General features: G+C 52.9%; 11 protein-coding genes and 1 pseudogene. 4 read left to right on the top strand and 8 right to left on the bottom strand.

Going from position 1 to position 13,890, the window contains the following annotated elements; genetic code table 11:
* Positions 1–56 precede the first annotated feature (56 nt).
* Positions 57–929 (top strand): glycine betaine ABC transporter substrate-binding protein, encoded by an 873-nt coding sequence (locus INT20_RS12695; protein WP_172117528.1) that lies wholly within the window; start codon positions 57–59, stop codon positions 927–929.
* Positions 930–1,089: 160 nt separating this feature from the next.
* Positions 1,090–2,733, top strand: a complete 1,644-nt coding sequence (locus INT20_RS12690) for a BCCT family transporter (RefSeq protein ID WP_192527427.1) — start codon at positions 1,090–1,092, stop codon at positions 2,731–2,733.
* 64 nt (positions 2,734–2,797) lie between these two features.
* Here the strand turns inward: INT20_RS12690 and INT20_RS12685 are convergent, their stop codons facing one another.
* From INT20_RS12685 to INT20_RS12660, 6 genes are all read right to left on the bottom strand, one after another.
* On the bottom strand, positions 2,798–3,523 hold the full coding sequence (locus INT20_RS12685; protein ID WP_172117526.1) for a 3'-5' exonuclease: 726 nt from the start codon (positions 3,521–3,523) through the stop codon (positions 2,798–2,800).
* A gap of 1 nt (position 3,524) precedes the next feature.
* A complete protein-coding gene (locus tag INT20_RS12680) occupies positions 3,525–5,435 on the bottom strand; it encodes a putative nucleotidyltransferase substrate binding domain-containing protein (protein ID WP_193057012.1) in 1,911 nt (636 codons plus the stop codon).
* Between the two features lie 129 nt (positions 5,436–5,564).
* Positions 5,565–5,957, bottom strand: coding sequence for a DUF4168 domain-containing protein (locus tag INT20_RS12675; protein WP_087105327.1), 393 nt, complete (start codon positions 5,955–5,957; stop codon positions 5,565–5,567).
* Positions 5,958–6,227: 270 nt separating this feature from the next.
* The gene (mtgA, locus tag INT20_RS12670; RefSeq protein ID WP_193057011.1) at positions 6,228–6,944 is read right to left on the bottom strand and encodes a monofunctional biosynthetic peptidoglycan transglycosylase; all 717 of its coding nucleotides are present in this window, start codon (positions 6,942–6,944) and stop codon (positions 6,228–6,230) included.
* 8 nt (positions 6,945–6,952) lie between these two features.
* The gene (gene fghA, locus INT20_RS12665) at positions 6,953–7,807 is read right to left on the bottom strand and encodes an S-formylglutathione hydrolase (RefSeq protein ID WP_087105329.1); all 855 of its coding nucleotides are present in this window, start codon (positions 7,805–7,807) and stop codon (positions 6,953–6,955) included.
* Positions 7,808–7,897: 90 nt separating this feature from the next.
* Positions 7,898–9,007, bottom strand: coding sequence for an S-(hydroxymethyl)glutathione dehydrogenase/class III alcohol dehydrogenase (locus INT20_RS12660; protein ID WP_193054474.1), 1,110 nt, complete (start codon positions 9,005–9,007; stop codon positions 7,898–7,900).
* Positions 9,008–9,167: 160 nt separating this feature from the next.
* Here INT20_RS12660 and INT20_RS12655 point away from each other — a divergent pair, with 160 nt between their 5' ends.
* Both INT20_RS12655 and INT20_RS12650 read left to right on the top strand, forming a co-directional pair.
* Positions 9,168–10,064, top strand: a complete 897-nt coding sequence (locus tag INT20_RS12655; protein ID WP_172117520.1) for a LysR family transcriptional regulator — start codon at positions 9,168–9,170, stop codon at positions 10,062–10,064.
* A 175-nt stretch (positions 10,065–10,239) separates the two neighbouring features.
* Positions 10,240–11,457, top strand: a pseudogene (locus tag INT20_RS12650) (AbgT family transporter); the annotation flags it as partial.
* A gap of 57 nt (positions 11,458–11,514) precedes the next feature.
* Here the strand turns inward: INT20_RS12650 and INT20_RS12645 are convergent.
* Both INT20_RS12645 and INT20_RS12640 read right to left on the bottom strand, forming a co-directional pair.
* Complete coding sequence (locus tag INT20_RS12645) at positions 11,515–12,792, bottom strand: ISL3 family transposase (protein WP_193057010.1); 1,278 nt, start codon at positions 12,790–12,792, stop codon at positions 11,515–11,517.
* A 12-nt stretch (positions 12,793–12,804) separates the two neighbouring features.
* The gene (locus INT20_RS12640; RefSeq protein ID WP_023660029.1) at positions 12,805–13,839 is read right to left on the bottom strand and encodes a permease; all 1,035 of its coding nucleotides are present in this window, start codon (positions 13,837–13,839) and stop codon (positions 12,805–12,807) included.
* Positions 13,840–13,890: the final 51 nt, after the last annotated feature.

Genomic DNA, 13,890 nt, shown 5'->3' with positions numbered 1-13,890 from the left:
TGAATTGCCTAACATGATGTTATGTTAAGGCAAACAATACAAAAGGGAGCAAGTGAATGAAAACACGTATGCTAAATCGTCGTATCCGTCTGGCCTCTGCCGCATTGATTGCAGGTACTGGGTTAGTCGTAGGCAGTGCCGCTCAGGCGCAGGATCAAGGCACCATCAATCTTGCGTATGTTGAATGGTCGTCAGAAGTAGCCTCCACTAACGTCGTTGCTGCGGTGTTGGAGCAGGCTGGCTACGAAGTAGACATGACTTCGCTTTCCGCAGCGGCCATGTTCCAGGCGCTTTCAACCGGTGACGCCGATGCGATTGTTGCCGCATGGCTGCCGACAACGCACGCTGAGTATATGGAGCGCATTGGTGACCACGTCGAAGACCTGGGCCCCAACCTGGACGGCACCAAACTGGGGCTCGTCGTACCGTCTTACACAGACGTTGACTCGATTGCCGACCTTAATAGCAACGCAGACCTCTTTAACAGTGAGATCATCGGTATAGACCCTGGTGCAGGCCTGATGGGCTTGACGGAGCAAGTTGTCGATACCTATGACCTTGATCTTCGCCTGCGCAGTGGCAGCGACGCCACGATGGTGGCAGCGCTTAGTAACGCCATTAATAATGAAGAAGATATCGTGATCACCAGCTGGACGCCCCACTGGATGTTTGCACGCTGGGACCTTAAATACCTGGAAGATCCAGAAAACGTGTTTGGAGGCGCTGAGCAAATTCATACCGTTGTACGTAACGGTTTTGCCGATGAAATGCCAGAAGCCTACGCGATTCTCAATGCATTCGAATGGACCCCAGAGCAAATGGGTGAAGTAATGCTGATGAATCAGGAAGACGGAAGCGACCCCTACGAGAACGCCAAGAAGTGGGTCGAAGAAAACCAGGATGTGGTTGAGCAATGGCTAAATAGCTAATCGCTATCCACCACTGTGCCGACGTCAGTTGATACTGGGGTCGGCACCTTTGTTTGCACTTACAAAACAGTTCCAATAAAACAGCAATACAATGCTTGTTAATATATAGTTAAGCAAAACGACACTACGCGTGTTTTCTAATTAAAACGGAGAGGTACTCGTGGATAAACAAGAGCCCAATAGCTCCCCTGAGGAGCCAAAATCCCCTGAAGGCATACCCGCTCCCGATGGGGCGGCAAATCTGATCGATACCGACTACGTTGTTGGTCAGGACAACATTACGACCAATAAAATGGGCTTTGACCTTGACCTGCACGGCAAGGTGTTTAGCATTTCAGCGATTATTGTACTGCTATTCGTGGTCTTGACGCTGGCGCTGCAAGACACCATTGCGCCGGTATACGATTCCATTTTCAACTTCCTAACCGGCAACCTGTCCTGGTTTTTTATCACGGCTGCCAACATATTCGTTATTTTATGTGTTGGTTTGATTTTCTCCCCGTTGGGTAAAATCCGCCTTGGTGGCGTCGACGCCAAACCGGATTACACCTATATGGGCTGGTTCTCTATGCTGTTTGCCGCTGGCATGGGCATTGGCTTGATGTTCTTTGGCGTAAATGAGCCACTTACCCACTTCGGCACCGCCTTTGATGGCAGTAATTGGGCACCGCTGGGTGGCGCCGAAGGCAACGCTGCAGCAGCCACATCGCTAGCCATGGCAGCCACCATTTACCACTGGGGCCTGCACCCTTGGGCGATTTACGCCATCGTGGCACTTTCGCTGGCCCTGTTCTCGTTCAATAAAGGCTTGCCGCTTTCAATGCGCTCGGTGTTTTACCCCATTTTGGGTGAGCGCGTTTGGGGCTGGCCAGGCCATGTGATCGATATTCTGGCGGTGTTTGCATCGCTGTTTGGTTTGGCTACGTCACTAGGCCTAGGTGCCAGCCAGGCGGCAGCGGGGCTTTCGTATTTGTTTGGCGCGCCTGAAAGCGATGTCACGATGATTCTATTGATCGTCGGCATTACCCTGGTGGCGATTGCATCCATTGTTGCTGGTGTTGATAAGGGCGTGCAACTGCTCTCCAAGATCAACATCGCCATGGCGGCGTTGCTACTGTTCTTTGTGATTGCGGTAGGCCCGACTCTGTTCATCGCGACGGGCTTCTTTGAAAACCTGTGGAGCTATGCGACTCACTTCACCGCGCTTTCAAACCCGTTCGGCCGTGAAGATGCTAACTTCAGCCAAGGCTGGACGGCCTTCTACTGGGCATGGTGGATCTCCTGGTCTCCTTACGTCGGCATGTTTATCGCCCGCGTATCACGTGGCCGTACGGTTCGAGAGTTTTTGATTTCCGTACTTATTATCCCCTCAGTAGTATCGGTACTTTGGATGACGACCTTTGGCGGCACCGCCATTGATCAATATGTAAGCCAGGGTATTAGCACCGTGCGCGATGCGGGCGTCGACCTTCAGCTGTTCCTGATGCTGGAGCAATTGCCACTGGCACAAATCACCTCTTTCGTGGCGATTTTGCTGGTCATCATCTTCTTTGTCACCTCCTCCGACTCAGGCTCGCTTGTGATTGACTCCATCACTGCGGGCGGCAAAGTGGATGCCCCCACACCGCAACGCGTGTTCTGGGCGATCATTGAAGGCGCCATTGCCATTGCGCTGCTGCTGGGCGGCGGCCTTACGGCGCTACAAACCATGGCCGTTTCCACCGGTTTCCCGTTCACCATTATTCTATTGGTGGCGTGCTACGCAATCGTCAAAGGTTTGATGAGCGAACCCAAAGCGGTGTAATTAATCGGTACGCATGACCAAAACGGGCAGCCCAAGGGCTGCCCGTTTTTTTATGGATGCCGTGCTAGCACCAGATATTTTTTAAAGGCGTATCTGGCTGATAATGGGTGGCGATTTGCGCCTGGAGAAGTTCTGCCGTGGCCAATGCATCGACCAGCGCATGATGCCCCTGATAGGCAGGCAAACCATAGCGGGCACGGCTAGCGTTTAAACGTATTGAAACCGGGGGGCGTCCCAACCAGCGGCGAAAACGTGCCCATAACGTTTGTCGATGTATCCTCGCCTCAAGCGACATCGTATCGATCATTGGGAACATCACCCCCTCGCCCCGCCGTGCTTTAATCGCCGTATCCAGGAAGGGCCGCTCAATATTGCGAAAGTGCACCACGACCAAATGGCCCGCGAGCGCGTCCAACAGCTCATCCAGCACCACGTCCAAATCCGGGGCATCTGCCACCTCGGAATGGGTAATATGGTGGAAAGCTATCGAGGATTCAGACAGCGTTCTAGTGGGCTTGACGACCCAATAACGGCGCTCCGCGAGCTTGATACGGTCCAGTGTAAACGGCACGACGCCCATACTGACAATGGCATGGCGCCGCTCATCCAAACCGGTGGTTTCCAAATCCAGCGCAACCATCGGCACGTCAGCAATGGGGGTATCACCAGAAGGCAGTGATGTGGCAAAAAACCGCTGGATAGCAGGGTCTTTCGCCTGGCGCTCACGCTGCGCCATATAGTCAATCCAGTCGGGCTGGGTGATGCGGTGACGCGGGCGAATGCCTAGCATGTTAGTGCCTCTGCCGTTGAGCGGGCACCGGGTAACGGAACTTTAAAAATTTCTGAGCATTGCTAAGCACATGGAAAGCATCTTTCAGCGTATGCCGCTCGCTGTCCTCTACATTTTCAGGCTCAATATTGTTATCTGGCTCTCGGTCTTCCTGAATATCGATCATCTGGTGGCGCAACCGCGTCATACATAAAAACTCAAACGCATAGCTCAGCTTATCGCTAACACCTGGGGCTAAAAGCTGGGTATCGCTTATATCTTTTAGTCGCTGAAACGTATTTTGCGCTTTGGAACCACACGCCAGCGCATGGATACGGATTAGATCAACCATCGGCGCTGTGCCACGGCGTTTCAGGTTAATTGAATTGTTATGCTTGCCATCCTTTTCCATGACAAAGGTACGGAAGAAACCAAGCGGCGGCGTACGGTTCAACGCGTTACGCGCCATTGCCGCTAAAAACAACGGCGATTCAGCAGCTCTACGCGCAATTAGATCCTGTAGCGTTTCAACAAAATGTTCTTCGCCATAGATGCTATCAAGGTCAAAGAAGATCGAACTCTGCAGCAGCTTTTTAGGCGTCGGATTGGAAATCCAGTCTTCAAAATAGCCTTTCCAAACGCTCAGCGGCTGACGCCACTCTTGATTGGTGGCCATGATATCGCCTTTGCAGTAGGTGTAACCGCAGGCATCCAGCCCATCGCTAACAAACTTGGCCAGCGCATAAAAATAAGCATCATGCTCTTCAGGGATAAAGTCATCAGACAAAATGAGCGCGTTATCCTGGTCAGTCACAATGCTTTGTTCATTGCGTGCCATTGAGCCATTAACCATAAAACAGTAAGGCACCGGCGGTGGCCCAAGCTCAGCTTCGGCCAATTCCAGCAGGCGCCGGAAGAAGCTACGCCCCACCGTTGAAAGCGCGCTGCCCACCATTTGCGAGTTAGCGCCCTCCTGAACCATTCGGACAAAGGACGCTCGAACATCGGGTGCCAGTTTGGCAAGCCCTTGTGTGCTGGACTGATTAAAAATATTGCTGACCAGATAGAGTCCGCTATGCGTTTCATAGCGAATAATATCGGAAAGGTGCACCACGCCAACAGGCCGCTGCCGATACAGCACCGGCAAGTGATGAACATTGTTGCGCAGCATGGTCAGCATGGCCTCATATATCGACGCATCCGACTGTATGGTAATCAAATGAGAAGACGCGACATCGCCAATCGCGGTTTGCGGTGAAAGCCCCTCTGCCACGACCCGGGTTCTAAAGTCACTATCGGTAAAAATACCCACCATTTTCCATTTGACACCCTCGCTGTCTTGAAAACTGTAGCGCGGGCTGCCAGTACATTGGGTGATCACTATGGCCGCCGATGCCTGAGAATCATTAATTTGCTGGGCGGCCTGTTGAAGACTGGTGGTGGATGCCACCATCACAGGATAACGGGTCACCAGTTTACGAATACGCGTGACCATCATATCGTTCGACTTTTTTTGTTGCTCGGCAACCGTTTCAAGCCGGGGCCGTTCAAGCTCTACAAAGTCAGCAAAGTCATCATCCTCTTCACATAAGCGCTGAAAGACATCGTTGGGAATAAAATAGATCAGTGTGTCTTCAATCGCCTGAGCCGGAAAGCGTACTTTGTGATTTCGCAATAAGCTAAAGTGGCCAAAAATATCCCCTTCGCCCAACCGGTTATAAAGCTCGCCCTGGCGGCGATACACCTCAACAGCGCCACTTCTTATAAAGCACAGCTCACTAACGGTGTCATTTAACTCCAGGATATCGCTGCCCGTTTTGAAATAGCTGACCTCAACGCGCTCGGCAATCGCATCAAGCAGCTCATCCGAGAGACCATCAAAAGGAGGAAACTGGCCCATAAACTGGCGTATTTCAAGTAGTTCTACGTCCATGTGATCTCCCAAGACGTGTCTAATAGATAAGCCGAGTTTGGCTCGGTTCATCACTACCGTAAACCCTGGACGCAAAAAAAGCCCGACACCAAGGTGTCGGGCTTTGCTGGTGTATCAGCTAGTGATGGCTTAGGACTGGCTTGCCATCTCTTGAACACGCTGCATCATTTCCGGATCTTGCTGGATAGACTGACCGATAGCATTGAAGGTATCGACATCCAAGCCACTGTCTTCAACTACTTCGATCATACGATCGTTAGCTTCGGCGCGAACTTCCTGTTGGGCTGACTCATCTCCTGCTTCCTGCAGACGCTGTGTGTACTCTTGCGAGATCACGGCGATTTCTTGAGAAGCATCGGCGAACTGCTGTAGCTGCTGGTCAGAAAAATCCTGGGCGGGTGCTGCTTGCTGAGTAGCCATGGGATCCTGAGCCGGGTCCTGCGCTTGCTGGGCGTTGGCAGTAGATGCCATTAAGCCAGTGGCGAGCAGGGCAGCAGAGAATAGAGCAGTTATACGTTGCATAGTAAGAAACCTCATTGACGCGGTATGAATGTGGTAGGTGTGACGCAAGGATTCAGCACAGGTTCAATTTTTTAAGTAAGAGAACGTAACAAAATGAAGTGATGATAATAACAACATGCGCACAGAAATATTAAAAAAGCTTATATTCAATTACTTATATAAAAATATGCCGCTAGTATTTTGAACAATATTAGCGAACTTTTATTTATGTAAAGAAGAGCATCAAGGGAAGAAGATGGCTTTAGCTCTTTAATCGCTGCGAACAGCCTTCTATAGCCGTTCCAAGTACCCTACTCCGCCCAGGTTATGCATCTGCTGGCGTACCCATTGGCTACGCCTTTCCACTTGGGCGTCAGGTCGAGAGGCGCTGCGGGTACGTGGGCTGGGAAGGATTGCCGCGAGCAGGCTTGCCTGGCGCTCCGTCATCGCTCCGCCGGAGGCGCCGAAATAGTGTTGCGCGGCGGCTTCCAGGCCAAACACGCCGCTATCCCATTCAGCGATATTCAGATACACCTCAAGAATACGCTGTTTGCTCCAGAAAATTTCAATCAACAGCGTGAACCAGGCCTCTAACGCTTTGCGCGTCCAGCTGCGCCCACTCCACAAAAAAATATTTTTGGCTGTTTGCTGACTCAGCGTGCTGGCGCCGCGCAAACGGCCACCATCACGACTGGTCTCCCAAGCACGACGTAACTCAACAAGGTCAAAGCCACGATGTAGAGGGAAGCGCTGATCTTCAGCAGCAATCACCGCCAACTTGGCGTTGCTGGATAAATTGTCCCAGCTTCGCCACTGATGCTGAATGCGTATAGGCTCGCTGTTTACCCAGCTCTGTATTTTGCGCTCCACCATGATCATGGAGCCTGGCAAGGGCACAAAACGAAACAGGATGACCAGTGCCACAGAAAGAAGCACAAAAACCAGCACGCCGCGCCACACAAGACGCCATAGCTGACGAAGAAAGCGGCTCAGCGTACGTTTAAGCATCGTTATCCTTAAGATTTCATAAGATGTTCCGCATGATAACGTAGATGCTCCTCAATGAACGAGGCAATAAAGAAGTAACTATGGTCGTAACCCGGCTGACGACGCAGCGTCAGCGGGTGATCATGCGCTTCACATACGGCTTCAAGCCGCTCGGGCTTGAGCTGCTCTTCTAAAAACTGGTCCGCCTCGCCCTGGTCAATAAACAGCCGTTGACGCGAGGCACCATTAGCGACCAGTTCACAGGCATCGTACTGACGCCAGGTTGACTGATCCTCACCCAAATAGCTGGTAAACGCCTTTTGCCCCCAAGGGCAGTTCATCGGGTTCACAATTGGCGAGAATGCTGACACCGAGCTAAAACGACCTGGATGACGCAACGCTAAAATTAATGCCCCGTGGCCGCCCATCGAGTGACCACTAATCGACTCACGCCCGTTTACCGGGAAGTGCTGGCGTACAACGGAAGGCAACTCTTCAACGATATAGTCGTACATTCGATAGTGTGGCTTCCACGGCGCTTGGGTAGCGTTGACATAAAAACCTGCCCCCGAGCCAAGGTCATAACTATCGTGCTCGCCCGGTAAGTCTGTGCCACGCGGGCTGGTATCCGGACAAACGATAGCAATCCCAAGCTCTGCCGCTATCCGCTGGGCGCCCGCTTTCTGCATGAAGTTTTCATCGTTGCAGGTAAGCCCGGATAACCACCATAAAAGCGGTACACGCTCGCTTTCGGCTTGTGGCGGTAAGTACACCGCAAATTCCATATCGCAATCCAGCGCCCGAGAGTAATGGCGGTAGCGTTTGTGCCAGCCACCAAAACTACGATTGGCAGACACCAGTTCCAGGGTTTCACTCATGCTCATGGGGCAGGCTCCTTGCGAAAAGAGAAGCGCGGCAGTGCTGCCTGCCGCGCTTTATCAGTAAATTAACAATACAGACCTGTTAATAACGACCTAGTAATGCAGAACGGTGCGGATGCTCTTGCCCGCATGCAGCAGTTCAAACGCTTCGTTGATTTTCTCAAACGGCATATCGTGAGTAATAAAATCATCAATATTAATTTCACCGTTCATGTAACGCTCAACGTAGCCTGGCAGTTCACTGCGGCCTTTCACACCACCAAACGCGGAGCCTTTCCAAACGCGCCCGGTCACCAGTTGGAACGGACGTGTGGAAATCTCTTCCCCCGCACCGGCGACGCCAATCACGATCGATTCGCCCCAGCCTTTGTGGCAGCACTCAAGCGCTGAGCGCATCACATTGACGTTACCGATACACTCAAACGAATAGTCCACGCCACCATCGGTCAAATCAACAATAACCTGCTGAATGGAGTCGCTGTAATCCTTGGGGTTTACAAAGTCAGTCGCGCCAAACTGCTTGGCCAGCTCAAACTTATCCGCATTAACATCAATGGCGATAATTCGACCCGCTTTCGCCATGACCGCGCCCTGGATTACCGCCAGACCAATCGCCCCCAAACCAAAGACTGCGACGGTAGCGCCTGGCTCTACTTTTGCAGTATTGAGTACCGCGCCAATACCGGTAGTTACGCCACAGCCCAGCAAGCAGATTTTATCCATCGGGGCTTCTTTGGAAACCGCCGCTAACGAGACTTCAGGAAGTACGGTGTATTCGCTGAACGTGGACGTTCCCATGTAGTGGTGCAGCATCTTGCCATCCAGCGAGAAGCGCGAGGTGCCGTCGGGCATTACGCCTTTACCCTGGGTGGCACGCACGCTGCCGCACAGGTTGGTTTTACCTGACAGACAGAATTTGCACTTGCCACACTCAGCGGTATATAGCGGAATAACATGGTCGCCTGGCTTGAGGCTGGTCACCCCTTCACCTACTTCCTGAACGACACCAGCGCCTTCATGACCCAGCACTGAAGGGAAGAGTCCTTCCGGGTCAGCGCCCGACAACGTATAAGCATCGGTATGACAAACGCTAGTAGCCGCCATTTTTACCAACACTTCGCCCGCTTTCGGACCTTCCACATCAATTTCAACCAGCTCAAGCGGTTTACCCGCCTCTAACGCAACGGCAGCACGTGATTTCATAGTGTCACTCCTTAAGACAGTGGCGCAGTAAGTCGCCTGAACAGATAACGTATTGCTCCAATAGCGACAGTGTAAGGTAGCTAGAGGTACTAGAAAAAGCGGGATATACTCATAATATTATTGCCACTGAGCAACAATCACCTACAACGGATGAGCCTCCATGCAGCGCTGGGATCGTGTCGAAGCCTTTATTGAAGTGGTCAGACTGGGCACATTTTCTGCGGCCGCAAACCATCTAAAAGTATCAACCTCGCATATTAGCCGCTTGGTGAGCCAACTTGAAAACCAGCTCGGCATTCAGCTTCTCTACCGTACAACGCGTCAAATACGCTTAACGGATGCAGGCGCTCTGTATATGGAGCATTGTCAACATCTGTTTGATGGATTGAAAGATGCCGAACAGGCGCTGAGCGAACTGCAGGCCAAGCCTCGAGGCCTGCTTAAGCTGACCTCAGCCACTACCTTTGGCGAACGTTATATCGCACCACTGGTGAATGAATTTCAATGCCTACATCCTGATCTTGAAGTGTACATGCATTTTACCAACCGGCCCGTTGAACTCATTGAGGAAGGCTTTGATATCGCCATTCGCATGGGCGTACTAAAGGATTCAAGCCTGATCGCCAGGCGCCTGTGCGACCGACGTGAATACGTTGTCGGCTCTCAGGATTACTTTCGCCAGACACCGCCTCCTCACACGTTGGCGGAACTTGGCCAACATCGTTGTTTGGTCGGTTCACGGCCTAATTGGCTGTTTGATAGCAACGGCCAACGCCGCGAAGTACGCGTAGAAAGCTGCTGGACGGGTAACTCCGGTCCCGCCCTGCTGGATGCCGCGCTTAAGGGCCTGGGCCTTGCCCAACTGCCTGACTATTACGTAGCACCTCACCTTGCAAGTGGCGAACTCATCGCCGTACTGGAGCCCTTTCAGCATCATGATACGGCTGTCTGGGCGGTTTACCCCCGCCACCGCCACTTATCCCCCAAGATTCGTCAATTGGTCGATTATCTGGTGGCCAATATGTCGCGAGTACTGCCGAACACGCCATCACTTTAACGCCAGAGCCGGCCTTTCGCTTGCCATAGCCCCTCCTGCGCTTACGGCATTTCATTTTTTAAATCCCGCTATACGTAAAGCCGTTTGCGCCCTTATACACTTCAAAGTAGTGTCATCTTTTAGCCCCAATGGGCTTTTTTTTGCTACAAACCTCCACTCTAACGACATAAAACTTATGACACCCCCTAAAAACCATGAAAAAAACCTAAAGCGTGGCGCGTTTACCCGCTTTCTCGATAGCGTTGAGTGGCTTGGCAACTTGCTCCCTCATCCGGTCACGCTATTTGCCATTTTATGTGTCCTTGTGGTGATAGCCAGCGGTATTGCCGGTGCCTTAGGCGTGTCAGTTGCCGACCCACGCCCCGCTAACGAGGGCGAATGGATTGCGGTTAATTCCCTCCTTAATGCCGAAGGCTTACGCCGGCTGGTCACCGAGATGGTGACAAACTTCACAGGCTTTGCGCCTTTAGGCACTGTGCTGGTTGCCATGCTGGGCGTTGGCGTAGCCGAACACTCAGGGCTACTTTCTGCCAGTATGAGAGCGTTGGTGCTTAACCGCTCACCCCGCATCGTTACCTACGCCATTGTGTTTGCGGGCATTATGTCCAACATGGCGTCCGAACTTGGCTACGTTGTACTTATTCCTCTGGCCGCCATGATCTTCCATTCGCTTGGGCGCCACCCTTTGGCGGGTCTCGCTGCAGCTTTCTGTGGTGTTTCCGGCGGCTACAGCGCCAACCTGCTCATTGGAACCGTCGACCCGCTACTTTCTGGTATTACCCAAGAGGCCGCTCGCCTACTGGACCCGGCTTATGTGGTAGGCGCTGAAGCAAACTGGTTCTTCATGTTTGTCAGCACCTTCTTTGTGACCTTGATCGGCGGCCTGGTTACCGAGCGTATCGTGGAACCGAAGCTTGGCAAATACGATGCCGCTGATGCCGATAGCGACATTGGCCAGCAGTCCATGCAAGGGCTTTCCGCTGAGGAGAAGCGGGCGCTAAAAGGCACGGGGTTAGCCACACTGGTGCTTATTGGCTTAATTGCCATGACCGTGGTACCTGAAAATGGCATATTGCGTAATCCAGAAACAGGGCTAATCAGCGGCTCGCCCTTCCTGAGCGGCATTGTGGTCATTGTAGCGGTCTCCTTCTCACTACTGGGCTTCATCTATGGGCGCCTGGCAGGCACGATGCACAATGATCGTGATGTGGTAAATGCCATGGCCAAAAGCATGAGCAGCCTTGGGCTGTATATTGTGCTGGTCTTCTTTGCCGCTCAGTTTGTGGCGCTGTTTAACTGGAGCAATTTTGGTACCGTGACGGCCGTGGCGGGCGCTGATCTGCTGGAGTCTCTTGGGCTACGTGGCCCGGGTCTGTTTGCGCTGTTTATTTTGGGTATACGGATTTAATGGTTGATGGGGCACCTTTACCCCACCAACCTGATACCATTATCAGATGGTTGATAGATCGACCCCGTAGTTGGGTTCCTCTGCGAAGTCCGGCAGTCCGTAACCGATGGTTTTCTTGTAGAACGGAGAGACCTTCGCGGTCGGGGCCTTCTTCTTGTGCTTCGTGGTGTAGAGCATTCGTGCCCGCATCACCTCGAAGGAGTAACCACGTCCTTCACGGTTCTTGTCCTTGGCCAGTCGGTTGATGGACTCCGTGTAAGCGTTGGTGACGGGCATGTCCGTCTCGAAGTAGGTCATGATCTCTTCGCGCCAGTTGCCTACAGCCCTGACCAGATCGCTCCAGACTTCCTTCTGGCCCTTCGGGATGGTGGCTATCCACTCGTCCAGGGCGGCTTCTGCCTGGGGCCGTGTGGTAGCGTCCCAGATGCCGTAGAAACGTTCCTTGTGCTCGTAGGCGGCCAGCAGTTGTGGGAATGCGCCGGTCCAGGTCTCCATGATGAGGCGTTCCCGGTTTGAGACTTCGTGAGCGCGTTTCAGCAGGATTTTCCGGTCACCCTTGAGGGTTCGGCTCTGGGAGGGCATCAGCTCCTTCCTGAGGCCCTTGCGCACCTTCTCCAGGGCATCGTTGGCCATGCGCACCACATGGAACTTATCGACCACGATGCGGGCCTGTGGCAGCACCGCCTTGACCGCTGCTCGGTAGGGATTCCACATGTCCATGCTGACGATCTTGACCTTCTGCCGGTCTTTCATCTTCATCAGGTAGTTGGTCACCACGTCCTGACGGCGGGTGGCCAGCAGGTCGAGCAGGGTCCTCTCCTCGATGTTGGTCAGGATGCAGCGGTAGCGCTTGTTCAGGTACAACTCGTCAATGCCGAGAATGCGGGGCGTCTCGAAGCGGTGCCAGCGCCCCAGGAATTCGGCGCGGGCGTTGAAAATGTCGCGTACCGTCTTCTCGTCCAGGCCCGTGGTATCAGCCACGTAGGCGTAGGGGTGATTGAAGGCTTCCTTCTCCACGTACTCATGCAACCGCAGCGTCATGCGGAAGCCGTCCACCATCTCCGGTAGCTGGGGCCTGAAGGTGGTCTTGCAGGCCCGGCAGGTGTACCGGCGACGAATTACCCAGAGGGTGACCCGCTTGCCGTGGATGGGCAGGTCATGATAGGGAACATCACGCTTGCCGAACCGCACGAACTCACCCTGCACGCCGCACCCCTCGCAGGCTACTGGTGTAGGTGCTTCAAGCCGAAAATGTATGTCTTCATTCTGCTCATCAGAATCCACCAACTGGTACCCAGGAAGGCTTAACGAATTAATCATCTCCCGCCTTGATCAGAAAAACAGGTAGGTGGCGTAACCGGCAATCATCGCCATAGCAAAAATGACTGCTAAAAACGCCGCTAAAAGCTTCAGCGTGAACAAAGAGCGCAACAGAATGAGCTCAGTCAGGCTGGCTCCGGCACTGCCGATGATCAACGCTAGCACCGTCCCGGCACCCACGCCTTTGGCCATCAGAGCCGCTGCCAGAGGTATGACGGCTTCAGCGCGAATATACAACGGCACGCCGATGACAGCGGCAACTGGAATGGCAAAGGGATTATCTGGGCCTGCATACTGCTCCAATAAGTCAGTGGGCATGAAACCATAGATCACGCTGCCAATCGCAATACCGATGAGCAGGTAAGGCAACACATCGATAAAGTCCGACCAAGCTTCCCGCCACACACCACTGTACTTCCCTTCTTTCTTAACCGTGACAGTGGGTTGACTGTCACAGCATTCGCTAGACGTAGAGACTGTTGTCTTCCTATCAGCCCCGCAAGAAGCCGTCTTCGGAGTGGTGTCGCAGCTGTTGGTGCCGCAACTCGATGCGGTCGATGTAGCACTGCACGGGCTTGCTGATGAACTACATCCACTGCTCTCTTGTGTCGCCGTCCGGCGCACATAACGCTCGAAGCCAAGCGTGTGAAGCAGCCATCCGGCACCTACCGCGACCACCAAAGCGGCGAGCACATAGATAGCAGTAAGTGTCCATCCAAACGTGGCAACCAGCAGGCCGACGACGATAGGATTCAGCAACGGAGATGAGAAAAGAAACACCATCATCGGCCCAAAACCGGCCCGTGCCCGAATCAACCCTTTCAACATGGGGATAGTCGAGCAACTACAGAAGGGCGTTATAGCTCCTAAACCAGCAGCAAGAAAATAGCCTCGCTTCCCACTGGAAGTCAGTAACGCTTCCACCTTGGATGGTGGGATGTGACGTTGAAGAACTCCGACCAGCAAGCTAATGCCAATGAATAAAACCGATAGCTCGATAGCGAGAAAGGCGAACATGCCTAGAGCGTCTTGGAGTTGAGGTGACATTCAATATTACTCCTATATTTCTAGTTTTATCGAAATGATGTACGCAGCCTA

The sequence above is a fragment of the Halomonas citrativorans genome, assembly GCF_014898005.1.
In the GTDB taxonomy this organism is placed as follows: domain Bacteria; phylum Pseudomonadota; class Gammaproteobacteria; order Pseudomonadales; family Halomonadaceae; genus Vreelandella; species Vreelandella citrativorans.
The sequence above is the reverse complement of the archived record's forward strand: the minus strand, read 5'-3'. Positions and strand labels throughout refer to the sequence as shown.

What these genes read in the sequence shown, in the direction of transcription:
- fghA (WP_087105329.1), bottom strand. Translation starts at nt 7,807, where the DNA reads ATGAGCATGAGTGAAACCCTGGAACTGGTGTCTGCCAATCGTAGTTTT.
- INT20_RS12655 (WP_172117520.1), top strand. Translation starts at nt 9,168, where the DNA reads ATGCAGCGCTGGGATCGTGTCGAAGCCTTTATTGAAGTGGTCAGACTG.
- INT20_RS12695 (WP_172117528.1), top strand. Translation starts at nt 57, where the DNA reads ATGAAAACACGTATGCTAAATCGTCGTATCCGTCTGGCCTCTGCCGCA.
- INT20_RS12645 (WP_193057010.1), bottom strand. Translation starts at nt 12,792, where the DNA reads ATGATTAATTCGTTAAGCCTTCCTGGGTACCAGTTGGTGGATTCTGAT.
- INT20_RS12685 (WP_172117526.1), bottom strand. Translation starts at nt 3,523, where the DNA reads ATGCTAGGCATTCGCCCGCGTCACCGCATCACCCAGCCCGACTGGATT.
- INT20_RS12660 (WP_193054474.1), bottom strand. Translation starts at nt 9,007, where the DNA reads ATGAAATCACGTGCTGCCGTTGCGTTAGAGGCGGGTAAACCGCTTGAG.
- INT20_RS12675 (WP_087105327.1), bottom strand. Translation starts at nt 5,957, where the DNA reads ATGCAACGTATAACTGCTCTATTCTCTGCTGCCCTGCTCGCCACTGGC.
- INT20_RS12640 (WP_023660029.1), bottom strand. Translation starts at nt 13,839, where the DNA reads ATGTCACCTCAACTCCAAGACGCTCTAGGCATGTTCGCCTTTCTCGCT.
- INT20_RS12680 (WP_193057012.1), bottom strand. Translation starts at nt 5,435, where the DNA reads ATGGACGTAGAACTACTTGAAATACGCCAGTTTATGGGCCAGTTTCCT.
- mtgA (WP_193057011.1), bottom strand. Translation starts at nt 6,944, where the DNA reads ATGCTTAAACGTACGCTGAGCCGCTTTCTTCGTCAGCTATGGCGTCTT.